This is a genomic window from Gimesia maris (genome assembly GCF_008298035.1).
In the GTDB taxonomy this organism is placed as follows: Bacteria; Planctomycetota; Planctomycetia; order Planctomycetales; family Planctomycetaceae; genus Gimesia; species Gimesia maris.
The window spans coordinates 1,143,742-1,164,158 of record NZ_CP042910.1 but is presented as its reverse complement, the minus strand read 5'-3'; the positions used below and the strand labels follow the sequence as shown (position 1 = coordinate 1,164,158).

Sequence of the window (20,417 nt, the reverse complement as noted above, 5' to 3'; positions counted from 1 at the left end):
CCCCACGAGCAGCAGGATCATTCCACTTCGTTTTCCTGTATGAGGGAGTCTGAACCAGACTGGTTCACTTTTTTCGGCTCAGAAAAGATTCGGGCTAATAAGACCGCAGTAATAATAAAGCTGACAATAGATAATACAAATTTCAAGTACGTTGGCCAGGGATATATCGGAACCGTGTAGGCCTTTTTATTTGGATCATAATGCTTCAGATCAAAAATCAACAGCACTACCAGATAGCTGGCTGGAAACACCAGCATGGATGTAAGAAAAGATCTTTTCTTATTCATCTTCATCAATCGAATTCCTTACTACAGGCGAGAGTCGATTTTGATCAATCAAGTTTCAACACAACGGGATGAAATAGATTGTATCCACTGCCCCAGTTCATTACAAAAATCAGGGAACGGCGAACAGGGATTTATCTGCCAATCAGGAATTTGCGCTATCACGAATTTGCACGAATGGGGAAATTCGAAACGGGGCGTGGACATGAATAACCCGACATCCCCATTCCGTGAAAAGGCTGCCGTAAACGCAATACCTGGCAAGATTTTCAGCAAGCACCCCTCTTACTAAGGAAGCGCATCGGGGAAAACCAGAAGTGTCAGGTCCAATATGGATTGGACCTGACAACATTTTTCTCACTTGGAGAAACCAGCCGGTGAATCAGAGGAGCTATGGAGCCAACCCTCTCCACCCTGGCCTCCTCAAAACATCGTCAGTCCAGCTTCTCACTGACCAGATTTCTTGCAGAAACCGTGTCGTGATAATAGTTCACCCGATGTGGCATCAGTTCTTTGTTTCCGTTTGCATCTTCAGCCGAGGTGATCAGTTGCAGGTAGCCGGAATCAGAACCGGGCAGCACGACTTCCCAATCCTGGAAGTTGTCACGTGTTGAACTCACAGGTTGACCATTGACGAGCACCTGTTTCACATCGTAATTATCCGAAGTAACGCCGCGAACCAGAATTTGCCCGGAAGGCGTTGTATCCACCCTGGTGATGACTGTGACGGGAGGCAAATCATCTTTGGGTTCAAGATCGAAATAGTCTTGGAGTGAATACGAGTAGTCCGCATCACCGGCGGCACGGGGGAAGAAGACCGTCGTGTTGACTTCGGAAAACGTCAGGCGACGATACTCATGACGGTGCATGACACAACGCCATAATCCATAAGCACAATCGTGCAGGTCGAAATCTTCCAGGCGAACACAGGGAGCCCCACAATGAAAAGCCCAATGCGAGTCCCAGACTTTTGTATTCCGTAACAGGAATGGATGCTGATAGTCAGGACCGATCCCTTCTACATCGCTGTCTTCCTTGTTAAATCTTCCGCCGGCAAAGCCTCCCAGGTTGATTGCGAACAGTCGGTGGCAGTGTGCTTCGTTTCCATCAAAACGGACGAAAGGCAGCGTGCGGATATCCACTTTTTCAGTTGATCCATCCTTTTGCAGGATGGGCAGCACCGGACTGAAATCATCCCGTTCGACAACCTCAAATCGGAAGCCGTCTTCATCACATTCTGCTGCGACATTTCTGGTGAAGGTATTCAGACTGTTGGCCCACCAGAACCCGGAACCCAGATTCGCATCATAGGGCAGAACCTGCTTGGGGAGCGGCTTGCCTCCCAGCGCCTGGACTGCGAGATTGCGATCAAAGATATTATAGACCTCGGTTCCATCTTCCAGAAAATATCCGTGACCGACGCTTTTATAACCAACGCAGTCTTTGACAACGAGGTATTGCGTGCCATGCACGGTGATCCAGCGATTATGACTGTCCCAGACTGACAGCCCTGTCAGGCTACTGCCGCGCATTGTGTCGCCAACCAGATGATAATGAATCGGATATTTACCGAGGGTATCCCGCTTCCCGAGATGCCGAAACTCTGCGTAGCTGATACTTCCCTGTGAGTCTGCATGATACATCGTATGCCCACGGACCCCATCAGGATCGGCAGACTCGACAATCACATTACGGGAAAGATTGGCGACTTCAGCCCGGTATTTACCACTTCCCAGATGATCAAATTCAAGCGGCTTATCGAAACTCACGATTTGCAGTTTGGAATCAAAGCCTCCCCAGTGACGCATCTTCGTGATTACTCTTTCTTCGGTCGTCGGATTATCAGCAACGCTGTTATCGTCCCCGTCTTTTCGATGCCGGGTACCAATGTATCCAAACTGCCGTGTGGTTCCCGAAAGAATGATGCGGTCCCCCACCTTCCAGCCGGGCAGAGGATAAGGCATCACGGCCCGCGCTTCTCCCACCTTTGCGGTTTGATAGGGGAGTTTAACCCAGGTGCGTTCCAGTGGAGCACCATGAAAATCCATACGCCCTCCGCAACAGACGATTGCCGGGCAGTTTTCTTTACTCATGCCCTCAATGTAATGCAGACGAATGAGCGCCGTATATTTTGCAGGCAACGGCGATTCAGGGCGCCCGACTTCCAGAGTCGGTACATGCTTGGCGGCGGTAAGCTGCTTCTCCGGGTTCTTCTCATCCGATTCGACAACCATCTGGCAATCGAAACCCTCTTCGCAATAGTGATCGAGTTCTTCAATTCGGATTAAGCCCACTTCGAGACGGGTATTACGATCGGAAGCGAACTTCAGTTTTCCGGAAATCTGAATTCCGCGAATCACTTCTTTGGAATCCAGGTCATACACAATCTGGTGATCTCGTTGAATTAAAACCTGGGCGCCGGCTCCAGGGACTTTGCCCCCCTTCCAGGTTTCAGGTGAGGACCAGAGCCCGTTCCTGGTAGACTGAATCACTTTCATTTCCGCATGGTTATGCGTTTCATGAGCCGAAAGAACGGAACTTCCTGTAACCAGACAGGCAAGTCCAACAATGAAATGAAAGAGTGAATGTGATTGTAAGTCTCGCATAAATTACTTCTTTAATAAAAATGATAGTTGCGGAATTCAACAGCCTGAATTACTCATCGACCTGATCGATATCCTTCGATTGACGCCGTCGCGCCGGCCGCTTTGAAATCGTCACGTTTTCGAGTTCGATCGGTGTCAGCTGGTTATTTCCTTCTTCGACGGTCACACTGATCTCTGATTTCTCAGGGTCTGCAAAACGTTTTCCCAGTTTGTTCCAGGGCTTACTGGAATCCGGATCATCGAACCAGAGAATTCCCACCTGATATTCCCCAGCCGGCGCACCATCGCCGTTCTGATAAGTCGTGAGCTGAAACATTCCCTTTTCATCGACCTTTGCCCGGGGACGGCTTCCCCGGGAATCAAATTCCTTCCCCTGGGCAGGATAAAACACCATCACGGCACCCGCTGCAGGTTCCCCGTTGATGGTTAATTTCCCTTCGACCCTCTGTAAGTCAGGCCGCACATCACTGCTTTCACAACCGTAACATAGAATCAGGCTGAAAAAAGCGATGCAACAGGAAACTCTGTAAACGAATGACTTCACGAAACACTCCAGCAAAACGCGAGGGGAGAAGATGACCGAATTAAGGTCTTAACAAACAGCGCCGTCGGGAGCACCGCTGGCACTTCATTCAAATCGTGGACCAGCGCTGCATTAAAACTCGCCGACAACTTCTCCACCTGCATAAGTACAGAGAGCAATGAAGGTAAGGTTGCTCATATTTTCGCTGAGAAATCGAACCGAGCCATCAGCGAGCGCGACTTGCACTCCCCCGGTGTGGAAGGAGAGAGGATTGGCCCATTTATTTGTCGAATTGATAAAATTCGGTCCGTAGCGAGTGACTCCATCGTCTTCAAAACCGTACATCCAGCCGGCACAGGGACCTGCCCAGTAATCAAACCATCCACCAAACTCGGGATTATTGGTAACAAAAGAGGAAGTCGTACGGTCTTTATAAATCCATTGCGATCGACCGGCAGATTCATGCACAATAATCGTGTTCGATGTGCCGTCGATAATATCCCGAAAACGTCTTCCCGTACCGCCGCCACCAAAGATTCCCAGATTGCTGTCAGCTGGAGCACCTGGTACATACACCTGATGAGAGTTGCTGTGAATTCCCCGCTGACCGGCATAGTCAGATGTAAAGGCACCTCGATCAGAAACGATCGTCCAGCCGCTTGACAGACGCATGCGCAATTCGGGTGTCATCTGGGTTCCACCTGGTGTGGAGGGACACTCAAACAGAGTGAGTTTTGTTTCAATCGCATTCTGGTTCGCGACATCCCAGAACGAAAAATCATGATCGTACAGATTTCCCAGGGCAGACTGATCGAAATAACTGAGGATCTGCGGAATCCAGCTGTTGTAGTGATAGGAACCATCGGAGCGTTGACCAAAGAATGTTTCCAGAGGAAAAATCGTATGAGTCCCCGCATAGTTGTGTAACGCTAAACCAATCTGCTTGAGATTGTTCTTGCACTGCGCCCGCCGAGCTGCTTCGCGCGCCTGTTGGACGGCAGGTAGCAATAAAGCGATCAAGATCGCAATAATCGCGATCACGACCAGAAGTTCAATGAGTGTGAACCCACGACGGGTTCGCGTTAAATTAGAACAGGACATGAGTACCTCCGGAGTTGGTCTCTAAAGAATGACAACACAGACCAGGATCAGCTTTGATCAGGGTCGTCTTGCAGGTAATTCCGGTGGGGCTTGCATTGGAAACGCTGGCAGGGAATCACGGAAGAGGGTGACTAAACTTATTGAGAATGAATCTCATTCTCACTGCGATGAGCTTATAGCGTTCTCGTTCTAATTCAAGAGACTTCCAGCGAATATTTCTAAAAATATGCCTTCCGATTCAGAAGAGTCCGTTGAAACCTGAACCACTCGCTATTCAGATCTAAATCTCTACTTTGAAACGGAATTCTGATTGCATCCATGCTAAGAGAATTTATCAAAAGGCTTTAGAGTTAACCCACAACTTCCAGAGCGAGACATACATACGAAGCATCCGAATCCCCGGTAAGAATTTGCTTTCCTCAGAAAGGTCAGTTAACTGCATCTCGAATGGAGGGACCACATATCGCATTGATATGTCATATTGATTCAACGATCTACAAGTTTGAATCAGCTTATTCATCAGGCGGGGCCTGTTGTTCGAGTGCCTCGCGAAACTCACGGGCCCGCGGGTCGAGGGTCACCAGCAGGAACTGATACCAGACATTATCTTCCGGCTTTCCTTCAGCGATGCGACGATAACACCACTTCATCGGCATGAATTCCGGCTTGTCTATCTCGTCCGTAAACTGGAGCGTGACGATTTCCGTTTCCGGATCATACTTCCATTCACTCTTTTTGACGGACTTGATGACCTCTCCAATGTAAGCCCCCCACAGATTAGACCAGGCTACGGGGGCGAGAGAACGACGGTCGCGGGAATCCCGCAGATAATGTTCACGCTCCCTGGCAAGTATCTTCTCAACTTCCTGAACTGATTCCGGTGAGTAACCCAGCTCGACATTGAACTGATCGTGAGCCAGTTGAACGGCCTGTTCTGCCTGTTTTTTCATGTGACCGGACACCCCCAGCCTCTGTATTTCCGGCAGCCGAACGTAGTAATGACTCAACTGCACACAGCTGACTACTCCGAGCAGCACAAGCAGAATCGTCACATAAAGCTTGAGATTACTTTTTTGGGGGCTGCTGTTTCGTCAGTCATGTTCTCGACATTACTTCAACAAATCGTGGATTTTAAAACTGTGAAGAGAGCCCCTCTTTCCCGGAACCGGCTCTCTACGAAAACCAGCGGGCGGCAACGATGGCTTCGCCGGCGATCAGCAGTTTGCGCCAGCGGGGCAGGCCGCAACGGGTGGCGTAGACGTTATAGTCCATGCGTTCCATCTCCGTGAGGATGCCGCCGTAGATGCGATGCATGGCTTTCAGGATGCGCTGCCCTTCCGGCGAGAGATAATCAAACAGCCGTTCTGAACTCTGATAGTAACTGCGGGCACGGTCGACTTCGAACTGCATCAGTTCGCGAAACCGCTCATCATAAATCTGTGACTGGATGTCAGCTCGAGCATATCCGAAGCGGTCTAAATCTTCCTGGGGTAAATAGACGCGGCCCATCTGAATGTCTTCCCCCAGATCGCGCAGAATATTCGTCAGCTGAAATGCAATTCCACATTCCACCCCGGCTGCGAAGGCCCGCTCATCGTGAAATCCCCAGATGTGAATGCAGCATAATCCGACCACTCCCGCCACGTGGTAACAGTACTCTTTCAATTGCTCAAAGGTCGCGAACGTGACCGGCTGCAGATCGGATTCGACGCCGGTGATCACTGCGAAAAAATAATCATGGGGGATCCGATAACGTTGAATCACATCCCCCAACGCCGGGAAACAGGGATGAAATGGCGTTGCGTCTGGATCTGTCTGGTCTTCGAGGACCTGATGCAATTCCCGTCGCCAGATTTCTAATGCATCTCCACGATCGGCCAGACTCAAATCGGACTGATCCCCCAGGTCGTCCACCGTGCGCATGTACGCGTACAACACACACATCGCCTGGAACTGCTCTTTTCGCAACGCCAGAAATGAATAGTAGAAATTCCCCGCAGTCTGTTTTGCCAGTTGCTGGCAATAAGCATACGACTCGGACAGGCGTGTATTCATTGAATCTCTGGGAATAGTACAAACAGGGAACAGGCGATTACGGACTTCCATCTTAACTACACAAACTTCAATTTGAAATCCGACTCCCCACACCGTCGGGACATCCATTCATAAATATTTCATAATGTCAGTTCACAGTCCATGTTAACGACTAATTCGTCAGCAGCCCCGCGCATGCAATCCCGTTCACCTGCCTGCTCTCTCTGAATTATTTTCCCCTGGCGTTGCCTGTAACCTGTATAAAACAGACGAATCCGCTGCTGTTCCCGTTCTTTCCAGCAGTTCAATTCATGATGACGTATTACAGTTATCCCGGCAGCCACAGTACGTAAGAGACGACCTGTGGCACACACCATACTCTTTTGCAATTTACTTGCATTAGACATTGACTTCTGCAATCGTTATGCAATAATGATTGCATTGTCAGTATTCATTAAACATACCTACCCGCTGAGACCTGGAGTCGCGTGATGCAGAAAATCAAACCGGCACGACGTGGATTTACCCTGATTGAACTTCTGGTTGTGATCGCCATCATTGCGATCCTGATTGCCTTACTCTTACCGGCTGTTCAACAGGCACGGGAAGCGGCCCGTCGCAGTACCTGCAAGAACAATCTGAAACAGATCGGACTCGCGCTACACAACTATAATGAGACTCACAGCATTCTCCCCTCCGGCTGGATTGGTGTGCAACCTGGTGTGGGTGCCAATGTGGAATACGGCAGTGGCTGGGGCTGGGGAGCGATGATCCTTCCCTTCATGGATCAGAGCCCGTTATACAATAAGATCAACTTTAGTCTCGATATTAACGATGGTGCACAGACCCCGGGTATTATTGACGTAACGCTGTCCGCATTTCTCTGCCCTTCCGACCCCGGTTCCAATACGTTTGAACTGGAAGAAGCAGGAAGTCCCGGCACAATACTGGCAGTACTGGCGCGGGCCAACTATATCGGCGTGTTCGGCAGTGAAGAGCTGGATGATTGTGAAATTGTTACGCCGGGAACGAATTGCCAGAGTTCTGGAGTATTTTATCAAAACGGTAATACCCGTTTTCGTGATATCACAGACGGCTTGTCCCAGACCCTGTTTGTGGGAGAACGCAAAACCGATGCCACCGCCGGTTGGTATTCTACCTGGGTAGGTGCCGTCCCTGAAGGCGCGGAAACCTTTGCCCGCGTGCTCGGCGCTACTGATCATGTTCCCAATGATCCCGCCTCCCATTTTGATGATTTCAGCAGCCATCATACTGGGGGTGCCCAGTTCCTGTTTGGCGACGGACGTGTGCGGTTCATTTCAGAAAACATCGACAAGACGGTTTATCAGTCTCTGTCGAGTATCAGAGGTGGTGAACTGACCAACTTTGAATGATCTTACATCAAAAGTTTGCTACGCGAACAGCAGGCTCTGTAAGCAACGACCAGTCATTTCATTCTATGACTGGTCGTTTTTTTATTGCAGAAAAACAGATCGGGATTAACTGTCCCTGGCATTCCTGCCCACATGCCGAGATTTTTTTAATTTTTCCGATGCCGACTGCTCACCGCTGAATAATCCGACCCCGGTGCCCACGATGTTCAAGATCTACCCTGTTTCAGCGATTTCTACTGGTTGGAGCTGGATGTTTATACCGATGCCTTCGAAATACGGGCCCTGCAATGAATTTCTGAGCACTCACATCCCACTTCGACTCTTGAGTCTGAGACGGGATTCTCCTAGAATAACCGGCCGGGCAGTCAGAGTGATAAACTGCCGTCTCTGTATTCAGAAAGAGTTTTGAAATGAACCGATTCAAACTGACACTGGTTATGCTGTTTACACTGGTCCAGTGCCCGCAACTGTTTGCTCATCCGGGACACGGAGCACAAGAAACCGTCAATCCCAATGGAATTTTGCATTATCTGACAGAACCGGTTCACGTGATTCCTTTTATCATTATTGCTGCGATTATCGGCCTGTTGATTGGCGGAAAAAAATTCATGCAGCGGTTACGCGATCAGCGTCAGAAAGTGGTTGTTCGCGTACCCAAGCGTCGCAAGTAAGCCACGTCAATTCACTGCAGCTTCCGCACGCTGGAGATACGTTTGAATGGCCCGCTGGTACGTCTGCCCGGCTGTCTTCCGTTCTGATTCTGCGATTTTCAGATGGCGATTTTTCCAGAGCAGCTTGATGGTCTCCGCACACCAGAGCGCACTTTCGCGCGAGGCCCGAATCGGCTGATTCGCCACGATGACATTCACCGGATTGGTGTGCAGCTGAGGAAACTGACGCAGGGCAATCCAGCTGCTCTTTTCTACTGGAACATCAAACTGCAGGGAATGGATTTTTCCATCGGCGGGAACCGTCTGCTGTCCCACGACGCTTCCATTCATAACGATTTCCACAAGGCGTTTGCCGGCGGTCACATATTCGGAATGACGAGGTGCATGTAACACACGCGTGTCTCCCGCTGCCCGGCGGCCTTCAGGGGGATCAAGCAGACCGTAGGCCACCGCCCGCGGCGTTTCCGGCGCAAAGGCGACTTTCGCTGTGATCTTCACCTTGCCCGGCAGTTCCAGTTGAATGTCCTCAAAACCGGGCGCGACATCATTGACCAGAAATTCGAGTGCATGCGCATAGCCGTCTGAAACATAACTGCGTCCCTGCCTGATTCCCTGGCACCACTGAGTGAAATCTACTTCAGACTGCTGCCCGAGTTGCACGTAGACGCGCCCTTGTCCGACCCGCCGACTGCTCATGCAGGGAAAGTCGGTTTCGCCACTGACCTTCAGAGGAAAACCGCAGTTCAAGATATGATACCAGGTATTCCATTCCGGTATGCGTTCGGTATCCATGGCGCTGATAAAGTCACAGACCCCTTCCGCCGTACTGACGCAGATTTCCATCGCCCCGCCCCCGTTCATTTCGGGAACCGCCAGGTTCGGCAGCTGGTCGGCAGCCTGTTCCAGTGCCTGCGTTAATTCATCCAGTGTTAACTGCCGGTTCCCATCCGCGTCGATCACTGGAAAGGCAGCGGGTAGAAGTCCTGCTGCTGCTTCTTCCGGATTGAGCGTTTTCGATTTGTCCTGATCCAGTTCCCGGATTAACCGTTGTGCCGCGAGGGGTGGATTGACGCGCAATGCCGAATGAGGAAAGCCGGTCACGCCCCCCTGCTCTTTACACCAGCGCAGCACGGGCACCGTCCAGCTGGGCCAGCCTGTCGTGGTTCCCAGAGTGCCGGGATATGTCTGATTCTGTAAGTTCAACAGACAGACATGCCCGAGGGCAGCAGATCCGAAGCCGCTGATTTCCAGGTCATACTTGAGCAGGGTCAGGGGCTCGCTGACGCGGTCTGCCGTCGAAGCAAAAAACTGGCGCTGGACATCAAAGCAGGGACCCCAGGTCAGAACACAACCTACATTCAAACCTTCCCCCTTGACCTGATTGAACATGTCCTGAGGCGTGACTCCTTTAGTAGGATTATCGTAATGGGCACAGCCGGCGGCATGAATGTGATGATCACCGGAGTAAAAGCCGAACGCGCGCGGGTTCACCCAGCGTTTCAGACTCACTTCCAGTGTCTGCTCTTCCTCTGCGGAGATCTTGACCTTGCGAGTCAGTCTCTGATATTCCGGGCCGCGACTATACTCCATTTCCAGTTCGCCGGCAGGCAGCATCACGGTATCGCCATCCTGCCGATAGATCTGGGGTTGAAAAAAGAAATCGGGAGCCAGCCGTTTGGCCTGCAGGGGATAGACGCGTTTCTGTGAATCACGAAACAGCAGCCGCGCTGCAGTAGGTTTTCCATCAAAGTCTAATATGGATAGTTTGACAGGCACAGCAGGCCGCACATCAAACAGGACCGGCACCTCACCCCGAAAACCAAGGTCCTGCGTACCCGCTCCCACATCGAAAGCCAGCGTGGCTTCCCGTTTTCCTGACTCATGACAGTAAATCAGGGCGAGTACATACTCGACTTCCAGGCCACTCAGCTTGACGGTCATCGGGCTTGCCTGAAACAGTTCGACTTCCAGAAAACGATCTGTCGCGCCGGCTTTGTTTTCGTTCCGGTTCAATTCCGGTTGCGCCTGCCGCTTGAGTGAATTCAATGCGGCTCCCGAATAGACAGGACCTGCCTGGGGGCTGGAAATCTGCAACTGCCGGGTCACCGTACTGTGATTGACCACCTTCACCACGAACGGCGTAAAGCCTCCCTGCTGCAGCACAGCAACAGCGGGTCCGCGTGCGACTTTCGTCCGTACTTCCGGGTTCAGCGAAACGAGGCACAAGACTTCCGAATCGAGTAACTTCTGAATCGTAGCAGCATCCCGTTGATCGCAGGCAGTATTGAGTTTCTGAACCAGCGGCGCGGGTAACGGTGCCCCCAGATAGTCGAGCGCGGAAATGAGCCGTTTCACATTTGCTGCCAGCGGCTGTCCTTCCACTTTTTCTACTGCAGGAGACTCCGCCTGTAGTTCAGTTGACGCACAGAATAACAGGCACACAATCAGGAAAACCAGGCACATCAGGTGTCTTGGGTTCCTGTCAGAAGCAGTACGTTCGGCGTTCATCATACTGTCCCCGTCAAATGCAGAGCACGGCAGGCAACTGCTGTTTCTACTCTACGGAAAATTTATGGATGGTGGTCTGTTCGTAAACCTGGCCTGGTTTGAGAATCGTACTGGGGAACTCCGGCTGATTGGGCGAATTCGGAAAATGCTGTGCTTCCAGGCAGAGCCCGCCATTTTTCGGATAACCTCCACTGGCGGGTGTGCCATCCAGAAAGTTCCCGGTATAGAACTGCACGCCCGGTTCGGTCGTGTAAACTTCCATCACGCGGCCCGACCCGGGATCTTTGACCCGCGCACAGAATGCAGGCTTCTTTTCACTGGAATTAACGACCCAGCAATGATCGTAGCCCCCTGCGACCTGATCGATCCGCTCACCAATTTTGTGTGCAGACGTGAAATCCATGGGTGTGCCTTTGACCGACTTCAGCTCACCCGTCGGAATCGCTTCGTCTGTCACAGGCAGATACTGGTCACAGTTGAGAACCAGTTCATGATCCAGAATCTTACCTTCACCGGCCAGATTCCAGTAACAGTGGTTGGTCACATTGATGGGAGTTTCCTGATCGCTGGTCGCGGTATAATCAATTTTCAGTTCGTTGTTGTTATTCAGCGAATAGATGACTTTTAATGTCAGCTTACCCGGATACCCTTCTTCGTCGTCCGGGCTGACCAGGCTCAACCGCACGCCGACTTCGTCTTTCGTACTGAAACTTTCTGCGGCCCAGACCTTCTTATCAAAGCCCGATTCCCCGCCGTGCAGATGATTGGGAGGAATATTCTGAGCCAGTTGATACTCTTTTCCGTTTAAAGAGAATTTTCCGTCCTTGATTCGATTGGCATAACGACCACAGATGGCACCGAAATAAGGGCCTTTATTTTCATACGCAGCCAGCGAATCAAACCCCAGCGTAATATTTTCTGATGTCCCTTCTTTGTCGGGCAGATACACCGAGGTCACGATCGCACCATAGTTAATGATATTGACGCTCGTCCCTTTTTTATTCGACAGCAGAAACTGAGTAATCTCCTGACCATCCGCGGTGGTTCCATACGGCTCTTCCTGAACGGTCAACTGATATTCACTTCCGGTATTCATGTCTGCATCCTTCGCACTGGTTTGATCTGAAGCGGCCTTTCTGGAGTCAGGAGAAGGAGACTTTTCCTCTGAACAACCTGAAAGCAGAATTAAAGCGCTGATGATTCCACTCCAATATTTCCGTTGCATCATTAAAAGTCCTCTCGCTACCGACGGGATGTAATTGACAGGCTCAGTCCGAATGTCTCTCCAGACCAGAATAACAAATCCCCATGCAAATGTAATGCAGAAAGAAGATCGCTTACCTGCTCCTTTCCCAGACAGGGTAGCAGGCTTCCCAGATTGAATTGCATACCGGAAAGTGACCCGGTCGACGAATCTTCGGCTGTGGAACGGAAGGAGTCCGCCGGGCAAATTGAGCGAGTTGCTTCACAGGCTCAAAAAACCTGGCTCGGTCTGAGATAAAAAAGAGATTCCGCTTCTGGAAACATCAACAGACTTTGTTCGATTCGAGGCATTCGCAATCTGGTGAAAACTTATCTATTCGCCCGGACACTAATTTTGGGTTAATATTTCAAGACATTGATGTTAACAAACGCCATAAACAATTATATTAAAATACTTTACAACATATTAAGATAGAATCACGGAATCCTCCCCAAAACAAATGTGAGAGGGGTATAATTAAAGACAGGCGAATTGATTTGGAGAATATTTAATTCTATTCCAGAATCTTTACTAAATTCCCATCATTTCTCCTCTCTCTGGCGTAGTAATAAACAGAGCGTGTCAAATAACGCGGAGAGGGGAGGTAGACATGCAGTTAGAAATGGTCGATAAAAAAATTGAGGAACGAGATTCTTTACCTTCGGGGGGCGTAACAAGTGATGCCCGTCTGGTAGAAGCAGCTCGCAAGGGAGACGACAGCGCATTTGGCGAGTTAGTCCTGCGTTATGAGCGCAGATTGATTCGTGTGCTGATTCAGTTCGTCAAAAGCCCGGACCTGGCAGAAGATCTGGCACAGGATACATTCCTGAAGAGCTATGAACGTCTTGATCAATTCGATACATCCAGGAGATTTGGTCCCTGGCTGTTCCGGATCGGGGTCAATCAGGCTCTGGATTATCTGCGTAAACAAAAGCGAAGAGGCTGGTGGCTGTTATTCAGTGACAGTCCATCGGATACTCCTTTCGATCCTTCAGTACCGGATCCAAGGAACAAGCTTGATATCAATCAGGAAGTTCAGGCAATCCTTGAAGAAATTCCTGAAAAGTATCGAACGGTGCTCGTATTGCGTGATCTTGAGAATTTTTCCACATCAGAAATCGCTGCAATCCTGGACCGAAAAGAAGCAACCATTCGCTGGCGGCTGGCTGAAGCAAGAAACCGTTTTCAGAAACTGTGGTCTAATCGTCAAAATGTAGAAAGCTCCATGTCGGGCAAGGAACAATAAGACATGTACTGCGCACAATGTAACGGTTTGAAATCGCGAGTCGCTCTGGCAGTCGGAAACGATCTGTCGGACGCCGAGCTCAAACTACTCGAAAAACAACTTAAAAACTGTGAGCAATGTCGCTCACAATATGAACAGCTGCAAAAAAGCTACGAGGCACTGCAAAACCAGTTTGACAGTGCTCCGGTTCCTTCTTTGCAGGATAGTGTCTGGCCGCAGGTGTCTGCAAAAATTGCCGCCCGTCGCCGGAAAAACAGACCGACGCGATTTAATGTGCTGCTGCCGACACTGACAACGGTTGCCTGCTGTCTGGCTCTCATGCTGGTTACCAATAAACCGCGATTAGAGCAACAGCCATTTGCTCCTGCTACGGAATCGATTCATCCGCTGAATCCCAACGTGAATCACAATTTTATGAATGCAGGCAGTAATCCCCTCCGCGATTTTTCCGATCAGCAGTGGGACTCGTCGTCAAAACAGTCGCTGGAACGTCAGATGAACCCTTATGGATACGAGTTACCTCGTCTCCGGCACGATTCTGTAAACACTCACCAGTTACATTCGGTTAAATTCTAAGTTCAACACCTCATTCCTGAACTCAGGCTGGTCAATCGACCAGCCTTTTTTTTATGATATCAGCAAAGTCACATCCCTTCATCAACCAGGTGGCATGTCTCTGTCTCAGGAAATGAACTCTGCTTATGTCGATCACCGTCTCACAAGCCTCACCGGAAGAGTGGCCTGAAGCATCCGCTCTCATCTTTACTGATGCAGCAGAAGTTGATCAGGACCGGCAGATCAGAGAGTTTCTCGAAACGATCAAAGCCGATCAGAACGGTCACAAACAGCTGCTGGTGGCGCGCGAGAACGAAACACTGCTGGGAGCAGGCGTCCTGATATTTACGGATGCGGCAACGGCATTTTTCTGGCCACCCTTTACATCACGCACTGATTGCGCCTCAGCGTTACTGCAGGAGATGGCGGCCCGCATCGACCAGTCTGAAGTCAGTATCGGGCAGGCCCTGCTCGAACCCGGGCAACTGAACCTGAGACGGTTATTGACACAAAATGGATTCCCTCATCTGACAAATCTGCTGTTCATGCGACACCCGCTGACCAACGTGCCAGGCCAGGGGTTGCTGGAGACGGAACACATCCAGTGCGTCCCCTTTGATGAACAGACAAACCGACCGCGTTTTCTGAAAATGCTGGATCAGACACACCGGTTCTCATTCGACTGTCCGGCTCTCAATCACTGCCGTACTGCCGAAGAATCTCTGGAATCCCATCGCAGTTCGGGTGATTCTGATCAGAAGCACTGGTATCTGTTTCAACATGATAATACCGACCTGGGAGTGCTGTTGTTATCCGAGCATCGGGCCGATCAACTCTGGGAAGTGGTCTACATGGGAGTCGCGCCGGAACAACGTGGTAAAGGATATGGTGCCGCCTTTATCGAATTTGGCCTGCAACAGGCGCTGGCCCATCATCAATCCGCTCTAATGCTTGCCGTCGATCACAAAAATTCTTATGCGATAAAGATTTATGAAGATTCTGGTTTTATCAGACAGAACACATTAAGCGTGCATGCGCGCATGCGTTCGCAATTTTCAGAAAAAAAACCGAAAATTCATTAACATGTTTTGAACACGCGGATGATGAGTCTGGTAAATATTTTTTTGACCAAAACTGTGATTTTCTGCTGGTAAAACAGCTTTTGATTTCGGTCTGAAAATTCTGTAAAAAATCCGCCGCGTTTCTGTTTGACTCTCTGAGGATTCAAGCTAGTATCAGTCCCACTGAATGAGTAAACGCAGCGTCGACGAAGACCAATGCCTTAAATCTTTTCGGCGCCGCAAACAATGGAGCTTTTTAGCGCATCATTTCTTTATATACCTCACAACCATGATCGATACGGAACGAGCAGGATTTCGCTCTTTCCCGTATTATGGGTGGAGATGTTGCGCGCGGGGGGAGGGTGCAAGATGCAACCCACGTCTTTGGCAGTGGAGGGTACGCTTTGTGCTGAATCAGCCGGGCGACCAACGGAAGCCAAGCTGGGGCCTGTTACAACCGAATCAGACGAGCAAGCAGTCTTTCGATTGCTGGCACAACAAGTCGGTCAGCGCAGTTACCAGAACTGGTTCGCAGGAAAAGTCAGTCTAAAGCTGGAAGCCAATCTCCTCATCATGGGAGTGGCCAGCCCGTTCTTACTGACCTGGATGCAGAAAAAGTTTTCCTCCGAGATCAACGCAACGGCGATCGCCTGTATCGGCCCTGCAGCTGAATATCGCTTTGAAGTCGATCCGGTGCTGGCCCGTCAGGAACTGAGTTCGAAAGGACAGGCTGACGCTGCTAGAGTGACTGCGGAAACCGCGGACCGCAAGTCTTTGACGAATTCCGATCAGAAATCAGAGCGCATCGATGGCGGTCACAAACCGACGCAACCGGCTCCTTATAAAGGAAGACGCTTTGCTGATCTGTCGACCTTCATCACTGGAAAATCGAATCAACTAGCCTATATGGCGACACAGCAGGCGAGCGAACAGCCAGGGGCTCTATATAACCCACTGTTCATCCACGGCGGAGTCGGCCTGGGTAAGACACATCTCCTGGAAGGATTCTATCGTAAAATCCGTCAGCAGTACCCTTCCCTGCAGGTTGTGTTTCTGACAGCAGAGTCGTTCGGGAACTACTTTTCCAAAGCATTGCAGGAACGATCTCTGCCTGGTTTTCGCCAGCGGTTTCGAAACGTGGATGTTCTGATCATTGATGACATCGACTTTTTCGAATCCAAACACAACTTTCAGGAAGAACTGTTACACACGATCAAACACCTGGAAAGCCATGGCAGACAACTGATCTTTTCCTCCGACCGGCACCCCCGCCTGTTAACGAAAATGAGTGAAGAACTCACAACCCGTTTTCTTTCAGGACTTGTCTGCCGGGTGGAATCACCGGAGACAGAACTGCGACTGCAGATCGCCCGCCAGCGTGCCTTACAGCTAAAAACTCCGATTACCGATGGCGCACTGGAGTATGTTGCCAGACGCTTCTCGCATAATGTACGGGAACTGGAAGGTGCCATGAACTGCCTGCAGACCTGGCATGTGATGACAAAGCAGAAGATCACCACAACCATGGCGCGCCAGGTTCTGGCCGACCTCGAACGGGACTGCATCCGTATTATTAAAATGGATGACATTAAACAGATCGTCTGCACGACGTTTGGGATATCAGAAGCCGATCTGAAATCGTCTCGCCGTTCCAGAAATGTCAGCCAGCCACGCATGCTGGCCATGTTCCTTGCCAGGAAACTGACTCAGGCTGCCTACAGTGAAATCGGAGACTTCTTCGGAGGCCGCAATCACAGCACGGTGATGTTTGCCGAGAAAAAAGTTCGTCAATGGCTCAAAAACCAGGATTCAATCCGGGTCGCATTACAGGACTGGTCCACCGAAGAAATCATCGAATCTCTGGAGCAGCAACTGCTGGCCAGTTAATCAGCCCACGTTAAGTGTGACCGATTTAATATCGGCTCTGAGGATTAGAGTACTGACCTGGTACCGGGACAGGCTGTGCTCCCCACTGGAACCGGGAGGGAGCAGGTTGATTCTGATTCGGATTCATGAGTCCCTGCCGATTCTGGTCTGCTGACTGTTGACTTGCCTGATAAGCGCCCTGTTGTGCACCCTGCTGTAAATCTCCGGCTGTGGTCCGCATGTTCGCCGGAGCGAAAGCCGGATTGGTGGAATACATGGCTGATTGAGGAAGCTCCGAAGGAAACTGGGGAAAGCCTCCGGCATTCTGCACGGGTTGCATACCCTGTCCCTGGTATCCATTCTGCGAGACAGGTTGATTCGAATATTCATAACCCGCCTGCCGCACACCACCGATTGACTGCTGTTGCTGCTGATAGGCTGGCTGATCAAACTGCACCTGGCGAATATTCTTGCCGCCCGGCTGAAAGACATTCTGCTGAGGAACCTGGGCCGATGCCGGTATCAATGTACCGACCTGCATCTGCGGACTCCTTAAAGGTGCATTACCGTCTGCCGTCTGTTGTGCCTCCGCGACCGGGAACATCTGGCCGGGGCCGGCGTTCATTCCAGTTCTTGCTGCTTCTCGCATCTGTACCTGATCTGCATTCTGCTGCAGGTTCTCTGAATATTGATGTTCCGTATTCAGATTCTGTTGAGTCGAATTAATGCGATAATCGGGAAACTGTCCCGGAACCTGGTATTGATTGCCATGCATGGGTTGTCCCGCCTGAGGCATATTAACGGGTAATCGTTGCTGTGGCATCTGTTGCTGACCAGACATGTTGCTCCCATAAGGCATGTTCTGGTTTTGTCCCTGCTGCGCCTGAGGAAAGTTCTGTCCTGCCTGATTCTGGTATTGCTGGTTCAGAGATTGATTTTGTCGTGTCTGCTGCACGGGTTGATTCTGCTGCTGCTCCTTCATGGCCCAGTAATTGGAAGCATCAACGGCCTGGCTGATTTCAGGATCTCCCGCGGGAGGCCATGCCTGAATCTGTACGTCAGGATCTGCATACTGCTGAGGAGCAGGCTGAGGAGCATGAACCAGATGCTGACGATTGTCCTGATAAGGTAATGGATTCTGAGGCGCACTGGCGGGCGGTGATATCATTGATCGCTGAGGACTGATGGCAGGCAGTTCCTGGCCGGCATCACGGGTCTGAACCGCTTTTTCCCGTTCGCGTCTCATCATTTCTGCGATCTGCTGAGTTGGATTCAGCCCTGACTGATTCATGGCAGGCGCAGTTGGTTGTCCCTGGTATTGCATAATCCCGTTCTGGCCCGTTGCATATTGAACTGGCTGTTGCTGTTCTGTCTGGACCTGTTCTACCGGTTGAATGCCGGATGACAGATTCGCAGGTGCAACCCGCTGCACGTTGTGTTGTGTCGTTCCAGACTGGGCAAGACTCATCTCGGGATTGACCCCGGGGAACAGTTGAGCAAATTTCTGCCGCGCCTGTGCTTCATCGCTGGTCATCCGAAACAGGGCCAGCGCCTGGTCATATTGCCCCGTGCGACCATAGTACCAGCCCAGGTGATCGAGCGAACGCGTGTGACGGGGTTGGTATTTGAGTGCTTCCCTTAGATATTTTTCACCGTAGTCGTCCCGTCCTTGCAACATATACGAATAGCCGATATCACTCAGCAGATTGACGTTGCCAGGATCCAGTTTCAATGCTTTCAGGTAATACGCTTCTGCCGCGGGAAAGTTTTTCTTTTTATCCTCAATGATTGCCAGTCGATGCAAGGCTTCAAAATGATTGGGATCCATCACCAGTACACGCTGGTAGTAGCCTTGTGCTTTTTCCAGGTTCCCTGACCGATCCGCATCGTAGGCCAGACTCAATTCCTGCTGTATTGTCGCTCCCGCTACTTGCGTAGGTGCTGTCTGCGGAGAACTGATCGGCAGTGCCTTGGACTCTGCCAGAGCAGGGGATTTATTGATTTTCTGATCCAGGATCGGAATCTCTGCCAACTGTTCCGTATCACCCAGTTCTCCATTCCGTTTGCGCCGGTCCATACGACCTTTTTTCCGCTCCTCTGCCATGGCGACTCTCAGTTTCTTCTGGATGTCTGACTCGCTCTTTTTCTCTGAAGCATTTTGTGCCAGGTCATCAGAGGGCTGTAAACTCCTCGCAAAAGAACCGGACTGACAGCCATTGAATAAGAGAAAACAGCAGGACAGGACTGCGAGATGTTGAAACATTCGAGCTTTCATCGGGTATCAACCTTGATTCAGCGAGGGAAGATCGCTCAGTTTAATTCGACTCAATTTGAAATGGACTAAGTGCCCTCAATCATGACCAGAATCGGCAACGGGAATTCCAGAAGTCTGATCGGAAAAATCAGATCTTTTCTGACGGAAATACCAGCAGCCTGAAACTCAGCCCATCGATTGAAAGCGGAGAAATGTGATATTGTGATTTGGTAGGAATAGATATGAGAGAGAAAGGTATCAGGCGCGGATTCTATGCCGATCGCGGAATCATGTCGATACGAATTTTCGAATGGGGATCGAAACTGGCTGATCTCGGCAATCCAAGCCATTCTCAATCGCCACCAAATTTGCATAAACCACTTCTATTTAAAAACTTAAAACGCCGCAACATAGAATCTGCTGCGGCGTTTCTGTATCTGTATTTCAATGATTTTGGTGTAAGGTGAGCTTAAAATCGATTAAAATCCAACGCCCCCGCCACCACCACCACCGCCGAATCCACCACCGGCGCCACCGCCGCCGCCGAATCCACCGCCTACACCGCCCCGCGTCGAGATGAACCGATAGTAGTCGATTTCTGCTTCGCGTGAATTCAGGGATCGCCCGTAGGGAGTCGAGACAATGGTCCGCTGGTCGGCGTCCTGATTACCCAGATCGGTCAGAATGCGGGCCACCAGCTGACGCCGATAGGCGTCCAGTTCCGGAGCATAGTTGTTATCACTACGTTCGACGATCACAGGATAGGGCGCACTACGCATGCGGGCGCCGATTTCGAGAATATGATCTTTTCCGTTTGTCGTCAGCTCGGCACTGTTATCAATAAATTCATTGCGATTGATAATAAAATCAACCGCTTCCGCATTCGATTCCATCGTGTGATAATGCGCACGGTTCACACTTCCCAGGGGATAAACATCGGGAATAGCAAAAGATCGTTTATGCATGCCCCAGTTGCCTCCACCGCCTCCCCAGCGGCAGCAACCGGCAACCAGCAGTATACAGCTGGATGTCAGAATCAGTTTTTGAAAGATTGAAAAACGGGCCATCATG

17 protein-coding genes are annotated in these 20,417 nt (G+C 50.6%); 6 read left to right on the top strand and 11 right to left on the bottom strand.

The genetic code is table 11. The features are described 5' to 3' along the window. Window positions 1-17: 17 nt before the first annotated feature. From GmarT_RS04410 to GmarT_RS04380, 7 genes are all read right to left on the bottom strand, one after another. Window positions 18-293 (bottom strand): hypothetical protein, encoded by a 276-nt coding sequence (locus GmarT_RS04410; RefSeq protein WP_149302449.1) that lies wholly within the window; start codon window positions 291-293, stop codon window positions 18-20. A 425-nt stretch (window positions 294-718) separates the two neighbouring features. Then, window positions 719-2,890, bottom strand: a complete 2,172-nt coding sequence (locus GmarT_RS04405) for a G8 domain-containing protein (protein ID WP_002646535.1) — start codon at window positions 2,888-2,890, stop codon at window positions 719-721. Between the two features lie 49 nt (window positions 2,891-2,939). Next, complete coding sequence (locus GmarT_RS04400; protein WP_002646536.1) at window positions 2,940-3,353, bottom strand: hypothetical protein; 414 nt, start codon at window positions 3,351-3,353, stop codon at window positions 2,940-2,942. A 192-nt stretch (window positions 3,354-3,545) separates the two neighbouring features. After that, window positions 3,546-4,514, bottom strand: coding sequence for a DUF1559 domain-containing protein (locus GmarT_RS04395; RefSeq protein ID WP_002646537.1), 969 nt, complete (start codon window positions 4,512-4,514; stop codon window positions 3,546-3,548). Between the two features lie 512 nt (window positions 4,515-5,026). Continuing rightward, window positions 5,027-5,464 (bottom strand): hypothetical protein, encoded by a 438-nt coding sequence (locus tag GmarT_RS04390; RefSeq protein WP_149302447.1) that lies wholly within the window; start codon window positions 5,462-5,464, stop codon window positions 5,027-5,029. Window positions 5,465-5,687: 223 nt separating this feature from the next. Beyond that, a complete protein-coding gene (locus tag GmarT_RS04385) occupies window positions 5,688-6,569 on the bottom strand; it encodes a phytoene/squalene synthase family protein (RefSeq protein ID WP_002646539.1) in 882 nt (293 codons plus the stop codon). Window positions 6,570-6,688: 119 nt separating this feature from the next. Next, complete coding sequence (locus tag GmarT_RS04380) at window positions 6,689-6,955, bottom strand: hypothetical protein (RefSeq protein ID WP_149302445.1); 267 nt, start codon at window positions 6,953-6,955, stop codon at window positions 6,689-6,691. 84 nt (window positions 6,956-7,039) lie between these two features. Between GmarT_RS04380 and GmarT_RS04375 the strand changes: the two genes are divergently transcribed. Together GmarT_RS04375 and GmarT_RS04370 are read left to right on the top strand one after the other, a co-directional pair. Next, window positions 7,040-7,942, top strand: coding sequence for a DUF1559 domain-containing protein (locus GmarT_RS04375; protein ID WP_149302444.1), 903 nt, complete (start codon window positions 7,040-7,042; stop codon window positions 7,940-7,942). Window positions 7,943-8,352: 410 nt separating this feature from the next. Continuing rightward, complete coding sequence (locus tag GmarT_RS04370) at window positions 8,353-8,613, top strand: hypothetical protein (RefSeq protein ID WP_002644127.1); 261 nt, start codon at window positions 8,353-8,355, stop codon at window positions 8,611-8,613. Between the two features lie 6 nt (window positions 8,614-8,619). Here GmarT_RS04370 and GmarT_RS04365 read toward each other — a convergent pair whose 3' ends face one another. After that, window positions 8,620-11,124, bottom strand: a complete 2,505-nt coding sequence (locus GmarT_RS04365; RefSeq protein WP_149302443.1) for a CehA/McbA family metallohydrolase — start codon at window positions 11,122-11,124, stop codon at window positions 8,620-8,622. A 43-nt stretch (window positions 11,125-11,167) separates the two neighbouring features. Further along, complete coding sequence (locus GmarT_RS04360) at window positions 11,168-12,217, bottom strand: aldose epimerase family protein (protein WP_198139383.1); 1,050 nt, start codon at window positions 12,215-12,217, stop codon at window positions 11,168-11,170. Window positions 12,218-12,974: 757 nt separating this feature from the next. On the opposite strand from GmarT_RS04360, the gene GmarT_RS04355 reads away from it, so the two are divergent. The 4 genes from GmarT_RS04355 to dnaA all read left to right on the top strand — a co-directional run bounded on the left by GmarT_RS04355 (window position 12,975) and on the right by dnaA (window position 17,113). After that, window positions 12,975-13,610: an RNA polymerase sigma factor gene (locus GmarT_RS04355; RefSeq protein ID WP_002644130.1), complete on the top strand. Its 636-nt coding sequence runs from the start codon at window positions 12,975-12,977 to the stop codon at window positions 13,608-13,610. Window positions 13,611-13,613: 3 nt separating this feature from the next. Next, complete coding sequence (locus GmarT_RS04350; protein WP_002644131.1) at window positions 13,614-14,186, top strand: anti-sigma factor family protein; 573 nt, start codon at window positions 13,614-13,616, stop codon at window positions 14,184-14,186. A 125-nt stretch (window positions 14,187-14,311) separates the two neighbouring features. Next, window positions 14,312-15,247 carry a GNAT family N-acetyltransferase gene (locus tag GmarT_RS04345; protein ID WP_002644132.1) on the top strand — a complete coding sequence of 312 codons (936 nt, stop codon included), beginning with the start codon at window positions 14,312-14,314 and terminating at the stop codon, window positions 15,245-15,247. Window positions 15,248-15,595: 348 nt separating this feature from the next. Beyond that, window positions 15,596-17,113, top strand: coding sequence for a chromosomal replication initiator protein DnaA (dnaA, locus tag GmarT_RS04340; protein WP_002644134.1), 1,518 nt, complete (start codon window positions 15,596-15,598; stop codon window positions 17,111-17,113). A 25-nt stretch (window positions 17,114-17,138) separates the two neighbouring features. Here the strand turns inward: dnaA and GmarT_RS04335 are convergent, their stop codons facing one another. Together GmarT_RS04335 and GmarT_RS29380 are read right to left on the bottom strand one after the other, a co-directional pair. After that, complete coding sequence (locus GmarT_RS04335) at window positions 17,139-19,355, bottom strand: tetratricopeptide repeat protein (RefSeq protein ID WP_002644135.1); 2,217 nt, start codon at window positions 19,353-19,355, stop codon at window positions 17,139-17,141. A gap of 470 nt (window positions 19,356-19,825) precedes the next feature. Further along, window positions 19,826-20,416, bottom strand: coding sequence for a hypothetical protein (locus GmarT_RS29380; protein WP_002644137.1), 591 nt, complete (start codon window positions 20,414-20,416; stop codon window positions 19,826-19,828). Window position 20,417 lies beyond the last annotated feature (1 nt).

What these genes read in the sequence shown, in the direction of transcription:
- GmarT_RS04410 (WP_149302449.1), bottom strand. Translation starts at nt 293, where the DNA reads ATGAAGATGAATAAGAAAAGATCTTTTCTTACATCCATGCTGGTGTTT.
- GmarT_RS04405 (WP_002646535.1), bottom strand. Translation starts at nt 2,890, where the DNA reads ATGCGAGACTTACAATCACATTCACTCTTTCATTTCATTGTTGGACTT.
- GmarT_RS04395 (WP_002646537.1), bottom strand. Translation starts at nt 4,514, where the DNA reads ATGTCCTGTTCTAATTTAACGCGAACCCGTCGTGGGTTCACACTCATT.
- GmarT_RS04390 (WP_149302447.1), bottom strand. Translation starts at nt 5,464, where the DNA reads ATGAAAAAACAGGCAGAACAGGCCGTTCAACTGGCTCACGATCAGTTC.
- GmarT_RS04385 (WP_002646539.1), bottom strand. Translation starts at nt 6,569, where the DNA reads ATGAATACACGCCTGTCCGAGTCGTATGCTTATTGCCAGCAACTGGCA.
- GmarT_RS04380 (WP_149302445.1), bottom strand. Translation starts at nt 6,955, where the DNA reads ATGTCTAATGCAAGTAAATTGCAAAAGAGTATGGTGTGTGCCACAGGT.
- GmarT_RS04375 (WP_149302444.1), top strand. Translation starts at nt 7,040, where the DNA reads ATGCAGAAAATCAAACCGGCACGACGTGGATTTACCCTGATTGAACTT.
- GmarT_RS04370 (WP_002644127.1), top strand. Translation starts at nt 8,353, where the DNA reads ATGAACCGATTCAAACTGACACTGGTTATGCTGTTTACACTGGTCCAG.
- GmarT_RS04365 (WP_149302443.1), bottom strand. Translation starts at nt 11,124, where the DNA reads ATGATGAACGCCGAACGTACTGCTTCTGACAGGAACCCAAGACACCTG.
- GmarT_RS04360 (WP_198139383.1), bottom strand. Translation starts at nt 12,217, where the DNA reads ATGAATACCGGAAGTGAATATCAGTTGACCGTTCAGGAAGAGCCGTAT.
- GmarT_RS04355 (WP_002644130.1), top strand. Translation starts at nt 12,975, where the DNA reads ATGCAGTTAGAAATGGTCGATAAAAAAATTGAGGAACGAGATTCTTTA.
- GmarT_RS04350 (WP_002644131.1), top strand. Translation starts at nt 13,614, where the DNA reads ATGTACTGCGCACAATGTAACGGTTTGAAATCGCGAGTCGCTCTGGCA.
- GmarT_RS04345 (WP_002644132.1), top strand. Translation starts at nt 14,312, where the DNA reads ATGTCGATCACCGTCTCACAAGCCTCACCGGAAGAGTGGCCTGAAGCA.
- dnaA (WP_002644134.1), top strand. Translation starts at nt 15,596, where the DNA reads ATGCAACCCACGTCTTTGGCAGTGGAGGGTACGCTTTGTGCTGAATCA.
- GmarT_RS04335 (WP_002644135.1), bottom strand. Translation starts at nt 19,355, where the DNA reads ATGTTTCAACATCTCGCAGTCCTGTCCTGCTGTTTTCTCTTATTCAAT.
- GmarT_RS29380 (WP_002644137.1), bottom strand. Translation starts at nt 20,416, where the DNA reads ATGATGGCCCGTTTTTCAATCTTTCAAAAACTGATTCTGACATCCAGC.